The 22,250-nt window shown below is 38.4% G+C and carries 19 protein-coding genes; 8 read left to right on the forward strand and 11 right to left on the reverse strand.

Features of this window, described 5'->3' with window-relative positions; translation table 11 throughout:
• The first annotated feature begins 73 nt into the window (after positions 1-73).
• Together EA341_RS08875 and EA341_RS08880 are read left to right on the forward strand one after the other, a co-directional pair.
• Positions 74-637 (forward strand): PepSY-associated TM helix domain-containing protein, encoded by a 564-nt coding sequence (locus EA341_RS08875; RefSeq protein ID WP_293013092.1) that lies wholly within the window; start codon positions 74-76, stop codon positions 635-637.
• A gap of 60 nt (positions 638-697) precedes the next feature.
• Complete coding sequence (locus EA341_RS08880) at positions 698-2,350, forward strand: Na/Pi symporter (protein WP_293013094.1); 1,653 nt, start codon at positions 698-700, stop codon at positions 2,348-2,350.
• A gap of 53 nt (positions 2,351-2,403) precedes the next feature.
• On the opposite strand, the gene EA341_RS08885 is transcribed toward EA341_RS08880, so the two are convergent.
• Positions 2,404-3,231: a universal stress protein gene (locus tag EA341_RS08885; RefSeq protein ID WP_293013096.1), complete on the reverse strand. Its 828-nt coding sequence runs from the start codon at positions 3,229-3,231 to the stop codon at positions 2,404-2,406.
• 145 nt (positions 3,232-3,376) lie between these two features.
• Here EA341_RS08885 and EA341_RS08890 point away from each other — a divergent pair, with 145 nt between their 5' ends.
• Positions 3,377-4,138 (forward strand): SDR family NAD(P)-dependent oxidoreductase, encoded by a 762-nt coding sequence (locus EA341_RS08890; protein ID WP_293013141.1) that lies wholly within the window; start codon positions 3,377-3,379, stop codon positions 4,136-4,138.
• A 112-nt stretch (positions 4,139-4,250) separates the two neighbouring features.
• On the forward strand, positions 4,251-4,907 hold the full coding sequence (locus EA341_RS08895) for a Crp/Fnr family transcriptional regulator (protein ID WP_293013098.1): 657 nt from the start codon (positions 4,251-4,253) through the stop codon (positions 4,905-4,907).
• A gap of 117 nt (positions 4,908-5,024) precedes the next feature.
• On the opposite strand, the gene EA341_RS08900 is transcribed toward EA341_RS08895, so the two are convergent.
• From EA341_RS08900 to EA341_RS08910, 3 genes are all read right to left on the reverse strand, one after another.
• Positions 5,025-5,642 carry a carbonic anhydrase gene (locus EA341_RS08900; protein WP_293013100.1) on the reverse strand — a complete coding sequence of 206 codons (618 nt, stop codon included), beginning with the start codon at positions 5,640-5,642 and terminating at the stop codon, positions 5,025-5,027.
• A 1-nt stretch (position 5,643) separates the two neighbouring features.
• Positions 5,644-7,392 carry a SulP family inorganic anion transporter gene (locus EA341_RS08905; protein WP_293013102.1) on the reverse strand — a complete coding sequence of 583 codons (1,749 nt, stop codon included), beginning with the start codon at positions 7,390-7,392 and terminating at the stop codon, positions 5,644-5,646.
• Between the two features lie 220 nt (positions 7,393-7,612).
• On the reverse strand, positions 7,613-8,812 hold the full coding sequence (locus EA341_RS08910; RefSeq protein ID WP_293013104.1) for a DUF1343 domain-containing protein: 1,200 nt from the start codon (positions 8,810-8,812) through the stop codon (positions 7,613-7,615).
• Positions 8,813-8,860: 48 nt separating this feature from the next.
• Here EA341_RS08910 and EA341_RS08915 point away from each other — a divergent pair, with 48 nt between their 5' ends.
• A complete protein-coding gene (locus EA341_RS08915) occupies positions 8,861-10,078 on the forward strand; it encodes an FtsX-like permease family protein (protein WP_293013106.1) in 1,218 nt (405 codons plus the stop codon).
• Here the strand turns inward: EA341_RS08915 and EA341_RS08920 are convergent.
• Positions 10,056-10,808 carry a polyprenol monophosphomannose synthase gene (locus tag EA341_RS08920; RefSeq protein ID WP_293013108.1) on the reverse strand — a complete coding sequence of 251 codons (753 nt, stop codon included), beginning with the start codon at positions 10,806-10,808 and terminating at the stop codon, positions 10,056-10,058. The genes EA341_RS08915 and EA341_RS08920 overlap by 23 nt on opposite strands.
• A gap of 106 nt (positions 10,809-10,914) precedes the next feature.
• On the opposite strand from EA341_RS08920, the gene EA341_RS08925 reads away from it, so the two are divergent.
• On the forward strand, positions 10,915-11,793 hold the full coding sequence (locus EA341_RS08925) for a glutathione synthetase (RefSeq protein WP_293013110.1): 879 nt from the start codon (positions 10,915-10,917) through the stop codon (positions 11,791-11,793).
• A 404-nt stretch (positions 11,794-12,197) separates the two neighbouring features.
• Here the strand turns inward: EA341_RS08925 and EA341_RS08930 are convergent, their stop codons facing one another.
• Positions 12,198-12,983 (reverse strand): tetratricopeptide repeat protein, encoded by a 786-nt coding sequence (locus EA341_RS08930; protein ID WP_293013112.1) that lies wholly within the window; start codon positions 12,981-12,983, stop codon positions 12,198-12,200.
• 137 nt (positions 12,984-13,120) lie between these two features.
• Between EA341_RS08930 and EA341_RS08935 the strand changes: the two genes are divergently transcribed.
• Together EA341_RS08935 and EA341_RS08940 are read left to right on the forward strand one after the other, a co-directional pair.
• Positions 13,121-13,546 carry a heavy-metal-associated domain-containing protein gene (locus EA341_RS08935; protein ID WP_293013114.1) on the forward strand — a complete coding sequence of 142 codons (426 nt, stop codon included), beginning with the start codon at positions 13,121-13,123 and terminating at the stop codon, positions 13,544-13,546.
• A 22-nt stretch (positions 13,547-13,568) separates the two neighbouring features.
• Positions 13,569-14,651 (forward strand): hypothetical protein, encoded by a 1,083-nt coding sequence (locus tag EA341_RS08940; protein WP_293013116.1) that lies wholly within the window; start codon positions 13,569-13,571, stop codon positions 14,649-14,651.
• A gap of 127 nt (positions 14,652-14,778) precedes the next feature.
• Here the strand turns inward: EA341_RS08940 and hisB are convergent, their stop codons facing one another.
• The 5 genes from hisB to priA all read right to left on the reverse strand — a co-directional run bounded on the left by hisB (position 14,779) and on the right by priA (position 22,243).
• Positions 14,779-15,873, reverse strand: coding sequence for a bifunctional histidinol-phosphatase/imidazoleglycerol-phosphate dehydratase HisB (gene hisB, locus EA341_RS08945; RefSeq protein ID WP_293013118.1), 1,095 nt, complete (start codon positions 15,871-15,873; stop codon positions 14,779-14,781).
• 10 nt (positions 15,874-15,883) lie between these two features.
• Positions 15,884-16,945 carry a histidinol-phosphate transaminase gene (gene hisC / locus EA341_RS08950; RefSeq protein WP_293013120.1) on the reverse strand — a complete coding sequence of 354 codons (1,062 nt, stop codon included), beginning with the start codon at positions 16,943-16,945 and terminating at the stop codon, positions 15,884-15,886.
• Position 16,946: 1 nt separating this feature from the next.
• The gene (hisD, locus tag EA341_RS08955; protein WP_293013123.1) at positions 16,947-18,236 is read right to left on the reverse strand and encodes a histidinol dehydrogenase; all 1,290 of its coding nucleotides are present in this window, start codon (positions 18,234-18,236) and stop codon (positions 16,947-16,949) included.
• Positions 18,237-18,447: 211 nt separating this feature from the next.
• Positions 18,448-19,308, reverse strand: coding sequence for an ATP phosphoribosyltransferase (gene hisG, locus EA341_RS08960; protein ID WP_293013126.1), 861 nt, complete (start codon positions 19,306-19,308; stop codon positions 18,448-18,450).
• Between the two features lie 415 nt (positions 19,309-19,723).
• Positions 19,724-22,243 carry a primosomal protein N' gene (priA, locus tag EA341_RS08965; protein WP_293013129.1) on the reverse strand — a complete coding sequence of 840 codons (2,520 nt, stop codon included), beginning with the start codon at positions 22,241-22,243 and terminating at the stop codon, positions 19,724-19,726.
• Positions 22,244-22,250 lie beyond the last annotated feature (7 nt).

Raw genomic sequence — 22,250 nt, forward strand, 5'->3', positions numbered from 1 at the left:
TTCGAATTCGACCGTTTACATGAATTCTTAAAGTAGATTACCACAGTTGGGTATTTTTGTCTGAAATATTCCCATGAGCAAAAATACCAAGACAGCTTTCAAAACCAGAATACATCGAAGGATTCACCGATGGATAAGTATTCCTTTCTTTCTGTTTTTTGTTATCATCGGAACAACTGCCATCCTATTGGCATGGAAGAAGGAACTTGGCCTTATTCCAGAAACCCAGAGCAGCAAAGTTGATGAAGCAAGTCCTTGGCTTCAGGTTGAATCTATTTTAGAGATTGCTGCCAACTATGCATCCGACAGTTTACAAAAAGAACAGGGAATTAACCGCTTGGACTTCAGGCCTGATAAAGGGATTGTGAAAGTAATTTTCAAGTATCACTTTACAGAGATTCAGATAGATGGATTTTCAGGGGAGATTCTTTCGGTTAAACAAAGAAATTCTGACCTGATAGAAAAAATACATGATGGCAGTATAGTAGATTTCCTGTTACCGAGTGGAAAAGAGCATTCAAAACTGTTCTACAGTACATTTACATCACTGGGATTGATCATGTTATGTATCAGTGGTTTTTATTTATGGTACAACCCCAAATTGATGAAAAACCGAAAACATAGGGTTAATAGCTGATTTTTATCAGTTTGATTATAAGAGCTACTTTTTATCTTTGCTTTAAGCTGTACAACAAAAATGGTAGAAGAGGAGATTTTTGATTTCTGGAAATTTTTGGCCGGAATAGGCATATTCCTTTGGGGTATGCACCAATTGGAAAATGCCATCAAGGAATTGGGGGGAAAATCATTTAGAAACCTCCTACAAAAGTCAACGGACACCGCATTTAAAGGTATTTTGATTGGCGCTTTTATCACCGCTATCCTTCAAAGCAGCTCATTGGTCACATTGATGGTTTTGGCTTTTTTGGGTGCGGGTGTCATCAATCTCAAAAACTCTATCGGGGTCATATTGGGTGCTAATCTCGGAACCACCATAACGGCATGGATTGTCGCTACATTAGGCTTTAAGTTGAGTGTGGCTGATTTTGCCATGCCATTTTTGGGTTTAGGAAGTTTACTATACTTATTCAGTTCTACAAGACCTGTTTTAAAAAACATAGGAGCCTTTGCTGTAGGTTTCGGATTACTTTTTTTAGGATTGGATTTCATGAAGACTTCCATAGAATCTGTTGCTGATCAGGTAGATTTAAGTGCCTTTCATGCCTATGGCCTTTCGGTTTATTTATTGATCGGTATAGTGGTCACCGCCTTGATACAGTCTAGTTCAGCTATGATTGTCATTGTCTTATCAGCATTGAATGCACAGGTAATCGGACTGATGGAAGGTGTTTCCTTAATCATTGGTGCAAATATCGGAACTACAGTGACAGTGGGAATTGGCGCTTTGGGAGGCTCTGCCGATAAAAAAAGATTGGCACTTGCCCACTTCATTTTCAATGTAGGGACTGGCATGCTGATCTTTATATTTATTCACCCATTTGTGAATCTATTTTCTAAAGTTTTTGATATTGCTGACCCCCTTATTGAATTGGTTTTGATCAGCACATTTATCAAAACTATTGGAGTGATCATTTTTTTCCCACTTATCCCCAGATTAGAGAAATGGCTTGTGAACAGATTCAAAAAATCTGAACCGATAGGCGTTTCAAAATACGTCAAAAATGTAAGTTCGAAAATCCCGGAAGTAGGAATAGCTGCCTTGGAAAAAGACATTCTTTTTACTTTTGAAAAAACTGAGGCATTTATCATCAATGTGTGGAACAATGGTTCTAAACAACAGAGACACTTGTCTATATGGAGAAAAATCCTTCAGCAGCCCACGGACTTAATGGAACAGTACAAACAAATAAAAATTTTGGAAGATGAGCTGACCAACTACCATACAGATCTACAGGAAGAAAACCTAAGCCTGGAAGATTCAGAAAAGCTTACTTCTCTTATGATTACGCTAAGAACATTGGTGTATGCTGCCAAAGATCTCAAAGATGTCATGCACAATATTAGGGATATGGAAGAGCATGATGATTTTTTTACAGAGAGTTTTTACAAAGAAATCAAAAGTTATACTGCCTTATCGCTAACCAAGACAAGACGTTTTTTAGAAAATGAAGCTGAAATTGATATAGCGCCGGCTTGGCTGGAAGAAAATGCGCATCAATATGACTTATGGATAAAAAAAATCTATCTGGATGTAAGAAGCCAAAGCCCCGAATTCCCAATTTCCACACTTACAAACGTAATCAAACAGGTGATTTCTTGCATGGATAACCTTGGGAGTGCCGCCATTCATTTCAAATTAAATAAGAGGAAGGTTTTGGACAAAGAATAAGGCTACCGAAAAATTTCCGGTAGCCTAGCTTTATTTATGGGTGATCAAACAACTTATCCGACTTTTACACTCAGCACGGGAAGCTTGGATTTGAATAATACCGTGTCAGTTACACCTACCATATAAGAGTTTTTTCCCTTTCTATTGGTGGATGCTATTCCTATAAAACCCATTTTATTGTTTTCAGAAAATTCAACTATCCCATTCTCTGCCTCTCTGTGGTTATAGACATGTTTATGAATCACCATATCTTCAAAACCTTTGGCATACTTATCCATTTTCTTTTGGGCATCATCCGAATTGGTGAAGTCCGAAGGGGTATTGACATAAAGGAAATGAACTGAAGTCTTGAAATCTTTCAAAACAGCTTTCATGCGCGTAAAGGCAGGTCTGGAGTCCTCATCAAACATTGAAGCAAAAGCCATTTTCCTGAGGGCATTTCCATCCATAGGATTTTTTACTGCCAATACAGGACAATCTGCATCTCTGAGTATTTTTTGAAGATTAGAACCCAAAAACTTTTCCTTGGTATGTTCTTTACCATAAGCTCCAATGACAATCAAATCAGCTTTTTGCTTTTCTGCCACATCGAGTATTACGTTGTAAGGAAATCCGACATCAACAAATGTTTCAACGGGGACTCCTCCCAATTTATGGTCCATCACAAAGGCTTTGAGTTTATCCTTTGCTTCCGCTACAGCATCAATGATATTTTGGTTTTCATTTTTCTTTTTTTCAGTCAATTTATCCCAGTCCAAAGTGGATCCCACCACATTGATACAGGTAATACTACTGTTGGTTTTGTCCGCAATTTTCAGTGCAGTCAAAAAGGCGTTTTCTGCATATTTGGAGAAATCTACCGGAACAATGATTCTTTTCATAGCTTTGGTTTTTTGGTTATCAGAAGCCCAAAATTCATGAATTCCCCGTCCCCAAACCCTGATAAAAATCAGCTAATAACTTGATTATTATCTCCATAATTTAAAATCATACATGCTAGCTTTGGATTCATTCAATAATACAGATATGGAAATTAAAGGTAAAAACGCAATCATAACTGGAGGAGCCGGAGGTATTGGAGAAGCCACTGCAATTCGGTTTCTGAAAGAAGGAGCATCGGGCATTCTATTGGTTGACCTGAGTGAAGACAATTTGGATAAAGTCTCTAAAAAGATCAATGATGACCGAATTCATACATTCGCTGCTGACGTAAGTCAATCAGACCAGGTAAAGGCTTACACAGATTTTGCCATCGAAAAATTCGGGAAATTAGACATTGTCTTCCTCAACGCAGGATTTGAGGGTGTTGTGAAGTCTTTAAGTGAATATCCTGAAGAAATATATGACAAGGTAATGGCTGTAAATGTAAAGGGTATCTTCCTGGGTTTGAAGCATTCCTTTCCTCACCTACAAGATGGTGGGGGTTCAGTAATCATTACTTCATCTGTAGCGGGACTTAAAGGTTTTGGCCAAATGATAGCATATACCACGAGTAAACACGCCATAATTGGAACCATGAAGGTTGCAGCTTTGGAGGGAGCTCCTTTTCAGATCAGGGTCAATTCCATTCATCCTTCACCTGTAGATAATCGAATGATGCGCTCCCTGGAAGAAGGTTTTGCACCCGGTGCTGGGGGTGAAGCCAAAAAAGGTTTTGAGAAAATGATTCCCTTAGGGAAATATGCAAGCAATGAAGATATAGCAGACTTGGCATTATTCCTTGCATCTGATAGAAGTAAGTTCATTACTGGTTCAGTACATATCGTTGACGGAGGTTTTTGTATTTAATTAATAGGTTTTGTGTGTAAAATGGGCCGGGTATGTATCTGGTCCTTTTTCTATGTGACATATATTACTAAATTGCTTTATATGACTTTTTAATTTTATAAAAAATCAAAAAATGAACGTAGAAGCTTTAAGACAAATACTCCCCAATATCACAGACCCTTCATTACTAAAAGCTTTATCAGAGCACGGAAATATTCATGAGTTTCAAGCAGGAAAAGTAATTACAGAACCCGGTCAATTCATCAAAATGGTTCCAGTGGTTCTAGAAGGAGCCATCAAAATTCTCAGAATGGATGAAGATGGGAAAGAGCTTTTTTTATACTATTTGGAACCCGGGGAAACCTGCGCACTTTCCCTCACCTGTTGCTCCGCTTCCAGGCCTAGTGAAATCAAGGCAGTAGCAGAAGAAAACACAGTTATTTTGGGTGTCCCGATTCAAAAGCACGAGGAGTGGTCAGACCAGTTTAAGCAATGGAAGGACTTCGTTTCTATGACTTACCAAGCCAGATTTCAGGAAATGCTTGTCGCCCTCGATGCTGTAGCATTCAAAAGAATGGATGAGAGGCTAATGCGCTACATTGTCACAAAAATGAAGCAACAAAAAACCAATGAATTGCATACAACCCATCAAGAAATTGCAAATGAGTTGGGAACTTCTAGAGAAGTGATCTCTAGGTTACTCAAGCAACTCGAAAAGAAAAAATGGATTGAGTTAGGCAGAAATGTGATTTACATCAGAGATGATTTCGAAGAATTGATCAGCAATTGATTTTAAATACAAATGGCTTCTCAAGATATATTTTTGAGAAGCCATTTAAACAAATATTATATTCTATAACTCAGGAAATGTTTCATTCATTTTCGGGATACTTAAGGTCTACTGATGTCAAACTTGAACAGGTTTTCCTTTGTATTTTTCCTTCAGATCATGAACCAAGCCGGTAGAAAAATCAAATACCCAAGCATGAAGTTTTAAGTCTATTCCTTTATCTAGCGCATTTTTGTATACAGAAGTTTGCTTAATATTTTCTATTTGTTCCAAAGTGTTAAGTTCAACAAGCTTTTGAAGTTTTAATTCTTCATCCTCAATAAGGTTCAATTCGTTTTGATGATGTCGTATTACATCTTTTATATTGGCCAACCAGTTGTCAAGCATGCCATTGGATTTATCCTCATAGGCTGCTTTCACACCACCGCACCCATAATGTCCATACACTATGATATCCTTAATGTTAAGATTTTCAACTGCATATTGCATGACGGAAAGAAAATTAAGGTCTGTATGTGATACCACATTTGCGATATTCCTGTGGATGAATAATTCACCCAATTCTATTCCCAGTACTGTAGACGGGGAAACTCTAGAGTCGGAACACCCCAAAAGTAAAGCAATGGGATGCTGACCTTCTTGCAGGTGTGAAAAATAATCAGCGTCAGACTTGTTTAATTTCTTGGCCCAAACCTTATTGTGATCGAGGTATTTATTCAGATTTACTTGGCACATTTTATTTATTGGTTTGAGAGGCGTATGGATAATATTTTTCAAACAGATCCTGATCAATGTCATTATCAAAAGCAGATAGAGCTAGGTTATCATCGAGGAAAATATGATCTCCACCGATACATTCCAATATCGCCCACCTGTTTAAAACATCCCTGACAGGCCCCTTAATACTACTCATACAAACGTCTACCCCATTCTTTCTCCAAGACAAAATCCATTCATTTAGCTCATGGGCACCGGTACTGTCCAGGTTGGTTACACTTTCCATATTAAAGACAATCATCTTTACCTTCTCATCCTTTTCTTCGATCCACTTATCAATTTTATTTTTGATATATTCTACATTAGCGAAATAAATGGGCCCATCAATCCTCACCATCAGCAGGTCTTTTCTGCTTTCCAGGTCGGGGAATCTGGCAATATTTCTGAAAATATTAGTACCCGGAACCCGGCCCAATTGAGCCATGTGAGGTGTGGAAGCCCTATAAATAACCACCAAAAGCGACAAAACCATTCCTGCAATTATTCCGATTTCAATTCCCAAAGTCAGGGTGATCAGGAATGTGGCAATCAACATGGCAAAATCTGCTTTATCTTTCTTCCAAAGGTGCATGGGCTCTTTAAAATCAATCAAACCAGAAACAGCCACTAAAACCACAGCAGCTAAAATAGCACTGGGTAGGTTATAGAATAAGCCCGTAAAAAATAAAAGTGTCAGTACGATCAAAACTGCTGAAATAATGGATGCCATGGTGGTTTTAGCCCCTGCTTCATTGTTTACAGCTGTTCTGGAAAATCCACCAGTAACTGGGTATCCTTTGAAAAATGCAGCCCCAAAATTTGCCATTCCCAGTCCTATCAACTCCTGATTAGCATCCAGTTTATAGTTTTTGTGTTTGGCTTGAATGGTTTTTGCCACCGCAAAACTTTCAGCAAATCCCACTAATGAAATAGTAAGTGCTATGGGAACCAAACTTCTCCAAACCCCCATGTCAAAAGAAGGTGAAGAAAAGGAAGGAAGGCCACTTGGAACATCGCCAACGATCTTCACTCCCATGGAGGTCAAATCAAATCCTGATACCAAAGCAATTCCAATAATTACAGCAACCAAGGGTGCTGGAAAGCTTTTATGAATCTTTTTCCCATACTTGATAATAATGATTCCAATTATGCCTATCGCGAAAGTTATCCAATGAATATCTCCTATGTTTTGCCAGATGGCCACAAACATTTCCTGTATGTGTTCAGAATTAGGCAAATTGATCCTTAAAAGATGTTTGACTTGGCTCAGTCCAATGATTATTGCTGCGGCGGAAGTAAATCCGTTGATGACAGGATGAGAAAGAAAATTAACTACGAAGCCTAGCCTCAGCATTCCCATACCAAATTGGATCAGGCCTACCATAAAAGCCAGACTGAGTGCGTATACCAGGTATTGTTCAGGTGATTCAGGGTTCAAACCAGCTATTCCGGCTGCTGTCAAAAGGGAAACCATTGCAACAGGACCAACTGCTAGTTGCCTCGACGTTCCAAAAATAGCATATAGCAGTAAAGGAACAGTAACCGCATACAATCCATGAATCGGTTCTAATCCCGCTAACATGGCATAGGCCATTCCTTGGGGAATTAACATTATCCCCACAGTCAGTCCTGCGGAAAGATCACCTTGCAGGTCTGTTTTTTTATAATTAGGTAACCAATCCAAAATTGGCATAAAGCCTTTTAAGGTCGTACTGATACTTTTGTTCATGTGCGTAAAACTTGAATTGAAATTACTAAAAATCAGGTAGAATTCGCTACTACCCAATTACAGGAACAAAAGTCATCACAATTCAAGTAGGTTTTGGTGATGTTTGTTACATCTGTGGATTAAAAATGGACCTCAAAAAGCTTCTTGTGCCAGACTTAAATTATAAAAATTTTAATTATAGAAAAACCTACTATAATTCCCAATGAAACATACAGGCGGATCAATACATCAAATACTTTTCCCTCATTTTTTTGTACTGATTCAAATCCTCCTGCCAAGTTGCCCTGATCTCTTGCTCTGATTTACCAGCCAGGATATCTTTCCTCAGTTGATCAGTACCAGCCAACTTGTCAAAAAAGTTATTGAAAAACTTCTCTTTTTTGCCCGATACTTCAAAGGCATGAAGCAAATATTCCAACGTGAATCTATGATCTAAGCTTTCATTCCTCAAATCGACACCATAACACTTCTTGCCTTTTTGAGGTGGGTTTTTGGACATTCCATCAATACTTACCGGAGTGAATGTGAAATCTCCAAACTTAGGATCAGGATAACCATATACCTGAAATGGAAATGTGGTACCTCTTCCCAATGAAACATCCGTTCCTTCAAAATAACAAAGGGATGGATAAAGTCTTATAGACAAGTCATTGGGGAGATTTGGAGAAGGTTTTACCTGAAGGCTATATGGATCTGCATGTGTCCAATTACTTACGGGAATCACTTGAATATCTGCCTTCACTTTATTTTTAAGCCAACCTTCGCCATTGATCATATTGGCAAGCTCACCCACACTCAAGCCATGTACTACAGGTATAGGGTGCATTCCCACAAAACTCTCAAAACCTTTTTTCAAAACAGGTCCATCTATATAATCTCCATTTGGGTTAGGTCTGTCCAAAATCAAAAGGGGCATTTTATTTTCCGCACAGCTTTCCATTACATAATGCATGGTGCTGATATAGGTGTAAAACCTGACCCCAACATCCTGAAGATCATAAATCAGAATATCTATATCAGCAAGCGTCTGAGCCGAAGGTTTTTTTTGATCTCCATACAAGGATACTACAGGAAGCCCTGTGGTTTTATCAATTTCAGATTTCACAACTTCCCCTGCATCCGCATCTCCCCTAAATCCATGCTCCGGTACAAATACCTTCACCACATCAATCCCTTCCATCATAAGGAAATCTACCAAGTGCATATTATTCTGCGAGGAGAGAATGGATGTCTGATTGACGACAAGTCCTACCCTTTTACCTTCCAAAAGATGAAGGTATTTATCGGGTTGGTCTGCTGCAGGAAGAATGTTATCTTCTACCGATTCTCTTGAATGGTCTGTATTATCTTCTTTATTTTTACAAAAAGCCAGGGTATGGAGTAAAAAAGTGAAAAGAAACATCAATTTGAATACCTTCATACTTATTTTGCGCTAGATTTTAACTAAAATACTAAAATACTAAAATCCTTGAACCTTTCTTATTTCATTGCTAAAAGAATCAGTTTTAAACGTACCGGCGGTTTTACTGGAACCATTCATAGGATTGCTGTGGCTTCAGTGGCCATAGGTATAGCTGTATCTCTGATTTCATTTATGATCTTGGGAGGTTTCCAACAAGAAATTTCTGACAAAGTTTTTTCATTTACCGGGCATTTTCAGGTCATGAAATTTATGTCCAGCAATGCCTTTGAAGAAAGTCCAACTTCCAAGAATTCTGACTTTTACCAAAACTATCCTCAGAATGAACACATCAAGCATGTACAGGTCTTTGCACATAAACCAGGTCTACTCAAAGGAGAAGATGAGGTAGAAGGCGTACTCATGAAGGGCGTAGGGCCTGACTTCGATAGCCTTACCTTTAAAAGTTCTCTGGTGAAAGGGCGCTTTATACAGTTCAGTGATTCTTCTGCAGTCAATGAAGTAGTCTTGAGTACCAAAATAGCAAATAAGTTGCTTTTGGATGTGGGGGACCGTGTCATCATGTATTTTGTGCAGGATCCTCCAAGGTTCCGAAGGCTGGAAATAGTGGGGCTATATGAAACATTTTTGGAAAACTTCGATGACAAGATCATCTTGGGAGATATACAAACTATCCGAAACCTAAATGGCTGGACAGAAGATCAGGTAGGTGGATTTGAAATATTTGTCAATAACCCGAATCAATTAGAGTCCATACAAAGGCCTATTTATGACAAACTGGATTATGACCTAAGGCTTATAGACATCAAAGATAAATACCTGGAGATATTTGATTGGCTTCAGTTGCTCAATAATAACGTTTATGTTTTTCTTAGCCTGATTCTTTTTGTAGCCGCATTCAATATGGTATCCATCCTTTTTATCCTCATCATGGAAAGAACACAAATGATAGGAATTCTGAAGGCATTGGGTACTCGGAATAAACAGATAAGAAGAATTTTTGTGTGGAACGGGGTGAGGATCATTGGCAGGGGCTTGGTTATCGGTAACTCGCTGGCACTGACCCTAGGTTCCTTGCAGGATAAATTCAAATTGATCCCATTGGAACCCGAAAGCTATTACATGAGCTTTGTTCCCATATTTTGGAACTGGCCTGTATTTATTTTGATCAATATTGCTGTGCTCGTGGTTACGACCTTGGTTCTTTTCATACCCGCAATGCTCATTAGCAACATACATCCAATCAGGGCGATACGGTTTGATTAGGCTTATACCTTTTGAAAAAGCTTTTGAATTTCATGTACAAAACACCGAATACGGCTTCTCTAAAAATATGAGTACTCATTTTGGAAGTTCCTTTGGTCCTGTCTGTAAAAATAATGGGTATCTCAAGGATTTTAAAGCCAAGCTTCCAGGCTGTAAACTTCATTTCAATCTGGAAAGCGTATCCGATAAACTTGATCTTTTCCAGATTCATTGAAGCCAAAACTTTCCTGGAATAACATTTGAAACCTGCTGTGGCATCCTTGATAGGCATCCCGGTGACAATCTGCACATATTTGCTTGCGAAAAATGACATCAGCACCCTTCCCATTGGCCAATTGACCACATTCACACCAGTAATATAACGGGATCCAATGACCATATCCACATCAGGATCTGCACATGCCTCATAAAGTTTTATGAGGTCTTTGGGATTATGAGAAAAATCGGCATCCATTTCAAAAATATATTCATATCCATGATTCAATGCGTATTTAAAACCCTCTATATAGGCAGTTCCAAGTCCCTGTTTCCCCTTTCGCTCCATCAGAAACAAACGGTTAGGAAAAGATTTCTGTAGTTCCTTAACTAGTGCCGCAGTACCGTCCGGAGAACCATCATCAATAACCAAAAGCTCAAATTCCCCCATCAATTCCATGATTTCCAGTATAATATCCTGGATATTCTCCTTTTCGTTGTAGGTAGGAATGATGACTAATTTATCTTTCTTCATAAAATACAAAAATCAAAAATAAGATTTCTAAGACGCAATTTCTGCTTTGAGCCTGTAAAATGCCAAAATCACACTAATTTTACTAAAATTTAACAATGGGATACATATGAAAATTGGAGTGGTTTCCTATGAAGCAAGGGGTTCTTCTTACACTGCTTCTTCAGTGGTAGACGAGGATTTGGTACTGGAAGAAATTTTAAATGAACTGGGTGTAAATTTCAAATTTGAAATTTGGTCAGACGATTCTGTTCGATGGGAAAATTACGATCTTATATTGATCAAATCTCCATGGGATTATTTTGACCGCTATGCTGAATTTTTGGATTGGTGCAATAAAATAAAAAGTCTTGGACTCCCTGTGTATAATAACATAGATACCATTATCTGGAACTCCGATAAGTGGTACTTGAAGGAAATTCAGGAAAAAGGTTACCCAATAGTGCCCACACAATTTATAAGAAAATCCGAAATGCCAGATATAAGAGGCGCTTTCCATCAGTTTGAAACTGATAAACTTATATTTAAGCCAACAGTGAGCGGTGGGGCCAAAAATACCCTTAAAATATTAAAAGAGTCATGGCTTGAAAATAAAGAACAAATTCTCTCCCTAATTAAAGAGGAGGATTTCATGCTTCAGCCCTTTGTCAAGGAAGTTGCTGAAATTGGAGAATATTCTTACATATTCTTTAAGGAGAACTTTTCCCATGCCATTCTCAAAACTGCCAAATCAGGTGATTTCCGAGTACAACATTTTTTTGGAGGCAGTATTCAAAATATAGTTCCAGACATAAAGGAGTTGACATATATTCAAAAACTGGTAGATGAATTTGCCAAAAACAGCCTTTATGCCCGTGTAGATGGTGTATGGATTGAAGGTGTTTTTTACCTGATGGAATTAGAATTGATTGAACCCTATTTGTTTCTCTTCACTTCCGACAAAGCAAGGGAAAATTATAAAAATGCTTTGAAAGAGGTTTTTAAATGAAATATTGTAGAAATATGTTTCATGAAATATGCCTTCGGCGATATAGACTGAGTTATGAGTTTTATTGATATAGATACTTATGGATATTTGCTGGACGATATTGATGGATATTGAATTAAGGTATAACTAAGTTAATTAATGCTGGAATTATAATTTCTCCGAAATATGGTAGAAATATGTTTCACGAAATATTCCTTCGGCGAAATAGGATAGGATCGTGTTTATATCTATCTTATTTCAACCCTATTTCTACTTTATTTCAATTGTATTTCAACCCTATTTCTATCGTATTTCTACTTTATTTCAATTGTATTTCAACCCTATTTCTACCGTATTTCTACTTTATTTCAATTGTATTTCTACTTATATAAGCCCTAATATCAGCTAAAGGATAAAGTAAAGTTTCACCCACACCTTTCCAACCAGAGTTTTGCATACCAACTTCCTTTGGCAGCTGCCTCCTGTAAGTCTTTACAGCCTGAAGGATCGTTGATATTGAGTTTGGCATTTCCCCTACGCGCCAATGCTTCTATATGGTCTGGCCTGACCTGTAGCACTTCATCAAAGTCTTCCACTGCCCAGGAAGAATAACCAATCAGCATCCTTACTACTCCCCTATTGTATTTGGCGGGAAGATTATCAGGATCATATTTTAAACTCATGTTGAAGGATCCAGCTGCACCCAGCAAATCTCCTATCTGAGACCTTGCCATTCCCTGATAATAGTGCACGCGTGCATCCTCTGGCATCAATTCCTTGGCAATTTGCAAAAATTCATCAGCTTGAGTAAAACGTCTGTTTTTGATCATAGACCTACCCAATAGAAAAAGTATTTCAAAATCATCAGGATCTTTTTGAGCAGCCCTTAACAAGTAGATTTCTGCATTCTTAAAATCATTTTTTTTCCAATAAAGCTTCCCTATACCTGCATATGCCTGCGCATATTGAGGATCTAATTTTAAAATAGATTCGTAATCCTTTTTCGCATTAATAAAATCCTCAATTTCTTCATAAGATCTAGCCCTCATGTGAAGCGCCTTGATATCAGTCACATTTAGAAATAAAGCTTTAGAAAACTGGGAAACAGCCTTTTCATACTCTTCCTGCTGAAAGTAATATTCACCCTCTGTGTAAGAATTAAAACAGGATGAAAGCAAGATCAATAGGGCAATCGGAAAAACATACTTCATTACATATCAAGGATTTATTTAAAACTAACAAACTAAAAGTAAAAATGTTACTCAAATCCATTTTTTTCAATGAGTGGTCATAATCCAAAAATTATAATGGGTTCGTAAATCCTTATCGAACGAAATTTATTAATGATATGATCAAAAGAATATTATTCGGAATAATTTCAATAGCGGCCTTTTTCACTGCCATACTAGCCGTTCACATTTACATGGTCACTCAGCAAAAAGAAGGTGCAGTGACTTCATTGACCATGAGTAGAATCGATTTTCCAGAAGCTATAGAACCTGAAAATGGAAATCAGATCAAATTACACCTTGTCCAATTAGAGGGAGTCAAGGATGTTAGGGTTAATTTTTCAAATGGGCATATCATATGTCTTTACGACAGGAAAGCTCAATCACCACATGATCTTGTAGCGTCCATCAATGAGAATTTTATGGAGCAAGCGAGTTTGTTTCAACCATCGGAAGAAATGCTTGCGCAGAGCTGTCCGGCAATAGATAAAAATTCAATCACCTACAAACTTGGTGCTTTTTTTCAAAAATCTTTCCAAAATTAATCTTTAACTAAACAATACAATTATGAAACAAATACATTCATGGCTGTTGGCCGTTTTAGCTTTTGTGGTTGTAGGCTTGAGCTCCTGTGAACAGGAAGAAATGCCAACACCGCCCATGACAGAAGAGCCTGACGATTCTTTCTATGCAACCCAACTAGGTGGGGAAACCAGGGTGCAAGACCCTCTGAACCAAAATCAGATGATAGAACAAGGTTTCTTGAACTTGCGAACAGTAGTAATCAATACTGTCACGACCATTGCTACCAATGAAGATGGCAAATATGACGCTCTTCAGCCCTACTTCTCAGTTTTGCTATCAGAAGTAGGAAGGAACGAAACATCAGGATTGAACATGCTTGTCATGGATTTTACCGAGTTTCTTGCAGAAGCAACTGGGGCGAAGAATTTTGAATACACAGGTTTAGAAATGGTTGCGGCGCATGATCCTTCAAGAAATTCAAGGATGAATGGACTTATCAATAATGCAGATTATGATTTGTTTGTTCAAGCTGTGGTTGAAGGTGCTGCACAGGCTGGAATTACTTCAAATGAGGTCTTGGGTCCTGTAGGATCCTTATTAGAATCTATAAGAGAACCAATAGTGCAGAGAGCAGATGGCGAGATGCTTGATCTCTATACAAGATTAGGTGGTTCAGGATTAGTGTCAGACCCCGATAATGAGGGAGAATTGATTGAAGCAGGTTATATTCCATTGAGGGCTGTTGTTACAGAAACTGTATTGGTTATCGCTACCAATGATGGAGGAACTTACGATGATTTATTGCCATATTTCTCTGTCTTATTGGCTGAAGTTGGCGCTAATGACTTATCCGGCTTCGCAGCATTGGTAGGTGATTTCAGTGATTTCTTGGCCGCGAATATTGGATCTCAGAACATTCAATACACTGGATTGAATATGGTAGATGCACATAACCCTGAGGTAAACTCTAGGATGACAGGTTTGGTGACAGAAGCAGATTATGATTTGTTTATCGGTGCTGTAGTGGAAGCCGCTACCAATCTGGGAGTACCTGAATCCATTATAAATGAGTTTGGAGGATTGTTACTCAGTGAAGGATTGAGAAGTGCTGTGGTACAAGGTTGATTGGTTTTATTAATAAAAAACGGAGGGTTCATTTGAATCCTCCTTTTTTATTTATGTTCTCAGGAAGTTACCATTTGATACTCCCATAGCACAATTTCACTTATAAGAAGCACCGTCAACTGTTGTTTTAAAGTACACCTTTGGTGCTTGGCAATTGATTCAATGATTTCAAATCCCTTTTAACAGCCATTTTAATGGCACGTGCCAATCCTTTGAAAATCGCTTCAATTTTGTGATGTTCATTGTTGCCTTCTGCCTTTATGTTCAAGTTGCACTTGGCAGTATCACTGAAGGATTTGAAGAAATGGAAAAACATCTCTGTGGGCATATCTCCTATTTTTTCCCTCTTAAATTCTGCATCCCATACCATCCAAGGCCTTCCTCCGAAATCAATAGCAACCTGTGCCAAAACATCATCCATGGGGAGTAAAAATCCATAGCGGGAAATCCCTTTTTTATCTCCCAATGCTTGAAGATAAGCTTCACCCAGAGCTAAAGCAGTATCTTCTATAGTATGGTGCTCATCAATATGCAGGTCGCCTTTTACTTCAATCCATAAATCAGCAGCACCATGCTTTCCAAGTTGCTCTAGCATATGGTCAAAGAATGGTAATCCTGTAAAAATATCACATTTGCCTGTTCCATCAAGATTGACGACTACATGAATGTCTGTTTCGGATGTTTTCCTTCTTACCTCTCCCATCCTTGAAGGCATTTTCAAATGCTCAAAAATTGCATCCCAATCAGTTGTAGAGAAATCTGCTTCCGGTAAATCCTCTCCAATAAAAATAGATTTGGAACCTAAGTTTTTTGCCAACTGCACATCGGTTTTCCTATCCCCAATCACGTAAGAATTGGCCATATCATACTCTCCATTAAGGTATCCTTTCAATAGTCCAATACCGGGCTTTCGGGTAGGTAGATTTTCATGCTCAAAAGATTTATCAATATGTATGGCAGAAAAAATAATCCCTTCGTTTTCCAATGTCTTTAACATTTTATACTGAGCCGGCCAAAAGTCTGCCTCAGGAAAAGATTCAGTTCCAAGACCATCTTGGTTTGTAACCATTACTAACTCATAATCAGTCTCTTCAGCTATTCTTCTTAAATTAAAGATTGCTTTAGGTACAAACTCTAATTTCTCCAAACTATCAACCTGAAAATCAGTAGGTGGTTCTTTGATAATGGTACCATCCCTATCTATAAACAATACTTTTTTCATCGGGGTAATTTTATTTTAAGGTTGAACTGTAGGTTTTTAATGCTTGGATAAGGGCCATATTTTCTTCTCGCGTTCCCAACGATATTCTCAGACAATCTTCGCATAATTGGACTTTCGATCTGTCGCGCAAGATAATCATTTGCTTAATCAGGTATTCGTATATTTCCCTTGCCCTATCCATTTTGACCAATAGAAAATTGGCTTGAGATGAAAATATTTTTTTTACAAAAGGAAACTGTGGCAATTCGTTTTCCAGGTATAATTTTTCTTCAAATACTTTATGGACCAGGTTTTTAATATCTCCAGACATTTCCAATGACTCCAATACTTTTTGCTGAGTCAGTCCGGATATATTATACGGTGGCTTGATCAAATTTAGGATGCGGATTATATCCTTTGAGGCGAATGCCATTCCAATCCGTAAATTGGCCAGTCCCCAAGCTTTGGAAAATGTCTGCATTACCAAGAGGTTGGGATACCTTTCCAACTCTTCAGTAAAACTCGGTTCGTCAGAAAAGTCAATGTATGCTTCATCGACCACCACCAAGCCATCGAAACCTTCAATAATTTTCCGGATGGCATTTCTATCCATTTTATTTCCACTTGGATTATTAGGAGAGCAAATAAAAATCACTTTTGAATCCTTATCTACCAAGGAAAAAACCAATTCAGGCTGAAGTTGAAAATCTTCAGTGAGGGGAGCCTTTTTGATGGCAATATCATTGATAGCGGCTGATACTTCATACATGCCGTAAGTTGGAGGCAAAAGTATGATGTTATCTTTCCCTGGATTACAGAAAGCGCGCATCAGCAGATCAATTGCCTCATCGCTCCCATTACCAAGAAAAATCTGCTCAACCTTCACTCCTTTTATAGGTGCCAGCTTTTGCTTGATATCTGCCTGATAAGGATCGGGATACCTATTGAAATCATCACCCGTCAGCGATCCATAAGGGTTTTCATTGGCATCCAAAAAGACCCCTATTTTTCCTGAATATTCATCTCGAGCTGAAGAATAAGGTTTGATATTCAATATATGGGGTCGAAGTAATTTTTGAAGTTCAAATGCCATCTTATTTTCCTTCCAGGTATTTTAGCCTAATTGTCACTGCATTTTTGTGGGCCTCCAAAAGTTCATTTCCAGCCATAATTTCTACTGTCGGTCCAAGATTTTTTATCCCCTCTTCTGTGATTTTCTGGTAAGTAATCTTTTTGACAAAGCTGTCTAAAGATACCCCTGAATAACTTTTCGCATAACCATAAGTAGGAAGCGTATGGTTTGTTCCGGAAGCATAGTCTCCGGCAGACTCCGGTGTATAATTACCAATAAATACTGAACCTGCATTTATTATTCTGGAAACCACTTCCTCTTCATTATTGACACAGATGATAAGGTGCTCAGGTGCATAATCATTAATCAATTGAATGGCTTTTTCTTCATTACCTACAATCACAGTAACAGAGTTTTCTAATGCTCTTTTCGCAATTTCCTTTCTTGGAAGGAGTTCAAGCTGAGCTTCCAATTCCTTCATTACCTTATCTGTTACGATCTCTGAACTGGCCACCAAGATTACCTGTGAATCGACTCCATGCTCTGCTTGAGACAAGAGGTCTGATGCGACAAAAGCCGGTATGGCAGAATTATCTGCATAAACCAAAACCTCAGATGGTCCGGCAGGCATGTCTATGGCCAAACCTTTTTTCACTGCCAACTGCTTTGCAGCAGTAACATACTGATTACCAGGACCAAATATTTTATCCACTCTAGGAACTGATTCTGTTCCATAAGTCATGGCTGCAATGGCCTGAGCGCCTCCTGCTTTAACGATTTTATCAATCCCAATCAGATCCGCCGTGAAGAGGATGGCAGGATGGATATTTCCCTCCTTATCAGGTGGAGTACACAATACTATTTCATCACAACCAGCAATATTTGCAGGTATACCCAACATCAGTACTGTAGAGAAAAGGGGCGCTGTACCTCCCGGAACATAAAGACCAACTTTCTGAATAGCGACTGATTTTCTCATGCACATTACTCCTGGCATGATTTCCATCTCCAGGTCGGGAGCAATCTGTGCCTCATGAAATTTTTCAATATTATTCTTTGCTAGAATAATTGCCTCTTTAAGTTCTGGGGAAACTTTATCCTTTGCCTGTTTCACTTCTTCAGGACTTACCAAGAGATTTTTAACCTGTACATGATCGTATTCCAAGGCAAACTTGATCAGCGCTTTATCTCCCTGACGTTTGACTTTTCGCATGATGGGCTTTACTATTTTCTCAATATCCTTGGTTTTCTGAACAGGTCTTTTCAGCGCCTTCTTCCATTCAGACTTGGTAGGATTATATATTCGTTTCATGTGTTTATAATTTGTTTTTCAGAGGTCATAACTTGTCCAGGTTTATCGGGACGGAATATTGCAATTTACCCCAATAACTACCGAGGCTCAAATGTGTGAAAATTTCATTTTACCTGCCTGAAGCGGAAAGGCCCGATCTCATCAATCAATGAATTATAAAGTATACTTAAATCATGCAGATTCATTAAACATACTCCTTTTTTAAAGAAAATCAGATCACCATTTTTTCAATAGGAACCACAAGGATGCCTTCAGCACCTGCTGACCTAAGTTCTTCTATGTTTTCCCAAAACTGATCCTCAGCAATCACAGAATGTACGGAAGACCATCCTTCCTGAGCCAATGGCAAAATCGTCGGACTTCTCATTCCAGGAATTAAACTGATTATTTTATCCAAAGCATCATTTGGAGCGTTTAAAAGCACATACTTGTTGCTTTTTCCTTTTTGAACGGCATTCATCCTAAAAAGAAGTTTGTCCACAATTTCCAGTTTCTCTGCATCAAGCTTCTTGTTACAGATGAGCACAGCCTCAGATTTAAAAATCGTTTCCACTTCCTTCAGTCCATTCATCATCAGAGTAGAACCCGAACTCACAATATCACATATACCTTCTGCCAATCCTATGCTAGGTGCTATTTCCACGGAGCCAGAAATTTCATGTATTTCTGCGTGGACATTTTGATTTTCCAGGAAATCACTTAAGATTTTTGGGTAGGAAGTTGCAATGTTTTTTCCTTGAAAATGATGAATATTGGTATATTCCTCCCCTTTGGGAATGGCAAGTGAAAGCCTGCACTTAGAAAAACCAAGTTTTTTCAAAACATTGACATCTTTATCTTTTTCTACAAGCTCATTTTCACCAACAATACCGAGGTCGGCAACTCCGTCCGCTACATAGCCAGGAATATCATCGTCTCGAAGAAATAGAAATTCAATTGGAAAATTGGTAGATGTGGATTTAAGTTTTCCCGTTCCATTGTAAAACTTAATGCCGCATTCTTTAATAAGGCTTAACGAGTCTTCGCTTAATCTGCCACTTTTTTGGACAGCAATTCTAATGATTGGATTCATGTATGCAATATACGTTTAGTATCAAAATGAAATAAATAATTTTGGATAATAGGACTGTATGATATACCAACAGCCTTCCTCGGGCGATATGTAAACAATATTCCTCCTCAGGAGGAATGATGGAAATGATGAACTGCAGCAGCCTTAGCGATTGCATAAAAATATGTCAGATATGTAAGCATTTTGTCCATCGGTGAGCAAAGATAAAAGCAATAAAATAACATACAAAAACTTCGATTGTTTTGTTAGAAAGATATTCTTTCTGAAAAAATGGATATAAGATGCTTTTTATTTCCTTTTGTTCTAGTAGTTGGAAATGAAAATCAAAGGAGTGAGGATTTTCTGTTTTAAGAATTCAACCATTGGTGAAAGGTATTTAAGCTTTAAAAGCTGATACGTATTTCTGAAAACTTTTTCAGTAAGGATCAACATCCACCACAAACCTTACCGACCTATATTCTTTTTGGGAAGTCAATTCATTGATCAAAATTTGTAAATCATGTTTAAATTGGGCTTGAGCATTTCCTGATTTATCCACTTTGACAATGCTTTCAAAAATAAATTGGTTCTTGATTTTGCCAATTAAACCTTTCTCTGGCCCCAGCATAATTTTTTTGACCGGAATATCCCCCATCAGGTTGTGCATGTTCCTTGCAGCCCGCTCCGCAGTCTTATAATCCTTATGTCTTGTAGTAACTTTAATGATCTTCACAAAGGGTGGGTAAAAGAACCGCTGACGTTCTCCCATTTCCTGAATATAGAAATTCTTATAGTCTCCAAGAATGATCTGATTGAAGATCTGCTGCTCCGGTTTCCTTGTTTGAATGATTACTTTACCTTTTTTATCCCTTCTTCCTGCCCTACCGGCTACTTGGGTAATCTGTTGAAAAGCCCTTTCCCCCGCTCTAAAATCAGGGAAAAACAAAATCCTGTCTGCATCCATTATCCCAACAACTGTAACTTTTTCAAAATCCAGCCCCTTGGTAATCATCTGTGTTCCAACCAGAATATCTACATTACCCGCACCAAATTCTTCCAAAAGCCTCTGATATCCATATTTACTTCTTGTGGTATCCAAATCCATCCTGGCTACCCTTGCCTCTGGAAAGAGTAGCGAAATACTTTCCTCTATACGCTCCGTACCCAAGCCCACTGCACTCAACTTATTACTGCCACAAGCAGGGCATGTTTGAGGTACTTTTTCTTTAAAACCGCAGTAATGACAGCGCATTTCTTCATTAAACTGATGATAGGTAAGGCTCACATCACAATGTTCACATTCTGGAATCCATCCGCATTCTTCACATGAAATATAAGGTGCATATCCCCTTCTGTTTTGAAAAATCAAAACCTGTTCCTGATTATCCAAGGCCTCCTGAATACTTTCCCTTAAAAGCCGGGTAAAATCTAATTTGAGGAGGTTCTTTTTTTTATCCACCAACATATCAGCCAATTGATACTCAGGCAACTGTGCTTCCCCATATCTTTCTCCAAGAGCCACATATCCATATTTTCCTGTGCGGGCATTATAAAAGGATTCAAAGGAAGGAGTGGCAGAACCCAAAATGGTCTTTGCCTGATGTAACCAAGCCAGCATGATGGCAGCATCTCTTGCCTGAAACCGGGGAGCTGGATCAAACTGCTTGAATGAAGACTCATGTTCCTCATCCACCACTACCAGGCCTAAACTATCAAATGGCAAAAATATAGATGACCTGACACCTACCACAAAGGAAATCTTTCCACTTAATACGCCATTCCATACTTCCACACGCTCGTTATCAGAATACTTGGAATGGTAAACCCCCATATTACTTCCAAATACCTGCCTCAATCTTCCCACCATATGTGTGGTCAGGGCAATTTCAGGAAGCAGCAACAGCACCTGTGAACCACTAGCCAAAGCTTCCTTGATCAAAGTAATGTAAATCTCTGTTTTGCCACTGCCTGTTATGCCGTGTAGTAGTAATGTGTTTTTATCCTGAAACTGAGATTTTATCTGTTCTAATGCCTGCTCTTGTAATTCAGAGAGTACAACCTCCTCATCAGACTGTTCTTCTTCCTTAAATCGGCTGATAATGATTTTATATTCTTCCAGTATCCCCTTTTTAATAAGTGTTTTAAGGGAAGAAGCTGAGAGCCCAGCTTCTGAGAAAATAGATTTCTCAACTCCTTTTGAATTAAGTTCAGCTTTTTGGTAAACAGGAACCTCCTGAAGGTATTTGAGTAAAATCTCCTCTTGTTTGGGCTTAGAGGAGAGTTCCTGAAAAATAGCTTCCAAGGCATTCTTATTAGCCACAAACTCTTTAGACATCCGAATCCGTGTTTCCACTTTAGGACTGTATTTTTCCCTTACCTGCTCAAAGACCAAAATAGCTTCTTTGATTACCAAACTTTTGATTATTCCATGAATAGACTTGATTCCCAATACAGTTTCGCAGTCCTCATAAGTCATTTCACTTTTATTCGCCAAAGCTTGGAGCAGAAGATCTTCCCTGTCATCCAAGGGATAAGGAGAAGTATCCGAGTCATAAGTTGGGTTTAATTGTATTTTACTTTCGCTGCTAAGTTTGAGTCCGGAGGGCAAAGCAGCATTCATTACCTCACCTATATTGCAACAGTAGTACTCAGCCATCCAAGCCCAAAACCTGATTTGAAGAGGATTGACAGTTGCATGGTTGTCCAATAAATCCAAAATGGGTTTGGCATCGTAGGCAGCCGGAGGTTTTTGGTGTACCTTAGCGATAATACCCGTCAAAATTTTCTTTTGTCCAAACTGGACGATTACCCTAAAGCCAATGCCTATATCATCTTTGATGCTTCTGGGTATTTTATAAGTGAAAAGCTTTGGAATAGGGACAGGGATAATGACATCTGCAAAAAGTCCGGTAGACTCTGTTTCTTGTCCAATTGTTTCTCCAAAAAGATTTTCCAAAATCAGT

Source organism: Mongoliibacter sp. (assembly GCF_007692705.1).
Classification (GTDB): Bacteria; Bacteroidota; Bacteroidia; order Cytophagales; family Cyclobacteriaceae; genus Mongoliibacter.

Bases quoted from the DNA above. Each gene is read 5' to 3' on its own strand.
- EA341_RS08930 (WP_293013112.1), bottom strand. From the start codon at position 12,983: ATGAAGTATGTTTTTCCGATTGCCCTATTGATCTTGCTTTCATCCTGT.
- EA341_RS08880 (WP_293013094.1), top strand. From the start codon at position 698: ATGGTAGAAGAGGAGATTTTTGATTTCTGGAAATTTTTGGCCGGAATA.
- EA341_RS08875 (WP_293013092.1), top strand. From the start codon at position 74: ATGAGCAAAAATACCAAGACAGCTTTCAAAACCAGAATACATCGAAGG.
- EA341_RS08905 (WP_293013102.1), bottom strand. From the start codon at position 7,392: ATGAACAAAAGTATCAGTACGACCTTAAAAGGCTTTATGCCAATTTTG.
- hisG (WP_293013126.1), bottom strand. From the start codon at position 19,308: ATGAATCCAATCATTAGAATTGCTGTCCAAAAAAGTGGCAGATTAAGC.
- EA341_RS08925 (WP_293013110.1), top strand. From the start codon at position 10,915: ATGAAAATTGGAGTGGTTTCCTATGAAGCAAGGGGTTCTTCTTACACT.
- EA341_RS08920 (WP_293013108.1), bottom strand. From the start codon at position 10,808: ATGAAGAAAGATAAATTAGTCATCATTCCTACCTACAACGAAAAGGAG.
- hisD (WP_293013123.1), bottom strand. From the start codon at position 18,236: ATGAAACGAATATATAATCCTACCAAGTCTGAATGGAAGAAGGCGCTG.
- EA341_RS08895 (WP_293013098.1), top strand. From the start codon at position 4,251: ATGAACGTAGAAGCTTTAAGACAAATACTCCCCAATATCACAGACCCT.
- EA341_RS08890 (WP_293013141.1), top strand. From the start codon at position 3,377: ATGGAAATTAAAGGTAAAAACGCAATCATAACTGGAGGAGCCGGAGGT.
- hisB (WP_293013118.1), bottom strand. From the start codon at position 15,873: ATGAAAAAAGTATTGTTTATAGATAGGGATGGTACCATTATCAAAGAA.
- EA341_RS08910 (WP_293013104.1), bottom strand. From the start codon at position 8,812: ATGAAGGTATTCAAATTGATGTTTCTTTTCACTTTTTTACTCCATACC.
- EA341_RS08900 (WP_293013100.1), bottom strand. From the start codon at position 5,642: ATGTGCCAAGTAAATCTGAATAAATACCTCGATCACAATAAGGTTTGG.
- hisC (WP_293013120.1), bottom strand. From the start codon at position 16,945: ATGGCATTTGAACTTCAAAAATTACTTCGACCCCATATATTGAATATC.
- EA341_RS08935 (WP_293013114.1), top strand. From the start codon at position 13,121: ATGATCAAAAGAATATTATTCGGAATAATTTCAATAGCGGCCTTTTTC.
- EA341_RS08940 (WP_293013116.1), top strand. From the start codon at position 13,569: ATGAAACAAATACATTCATGGCTGTTGGCCGTTTTAGCTTTTGTGGTT.
- EA341_RS08885 (WP_293013096.1), bottom strand. From the start codon at position 3,231: ATGAAAAGAATCATTGTTCCGGTAGATTTCTCCAAATATGCAGAAAAC.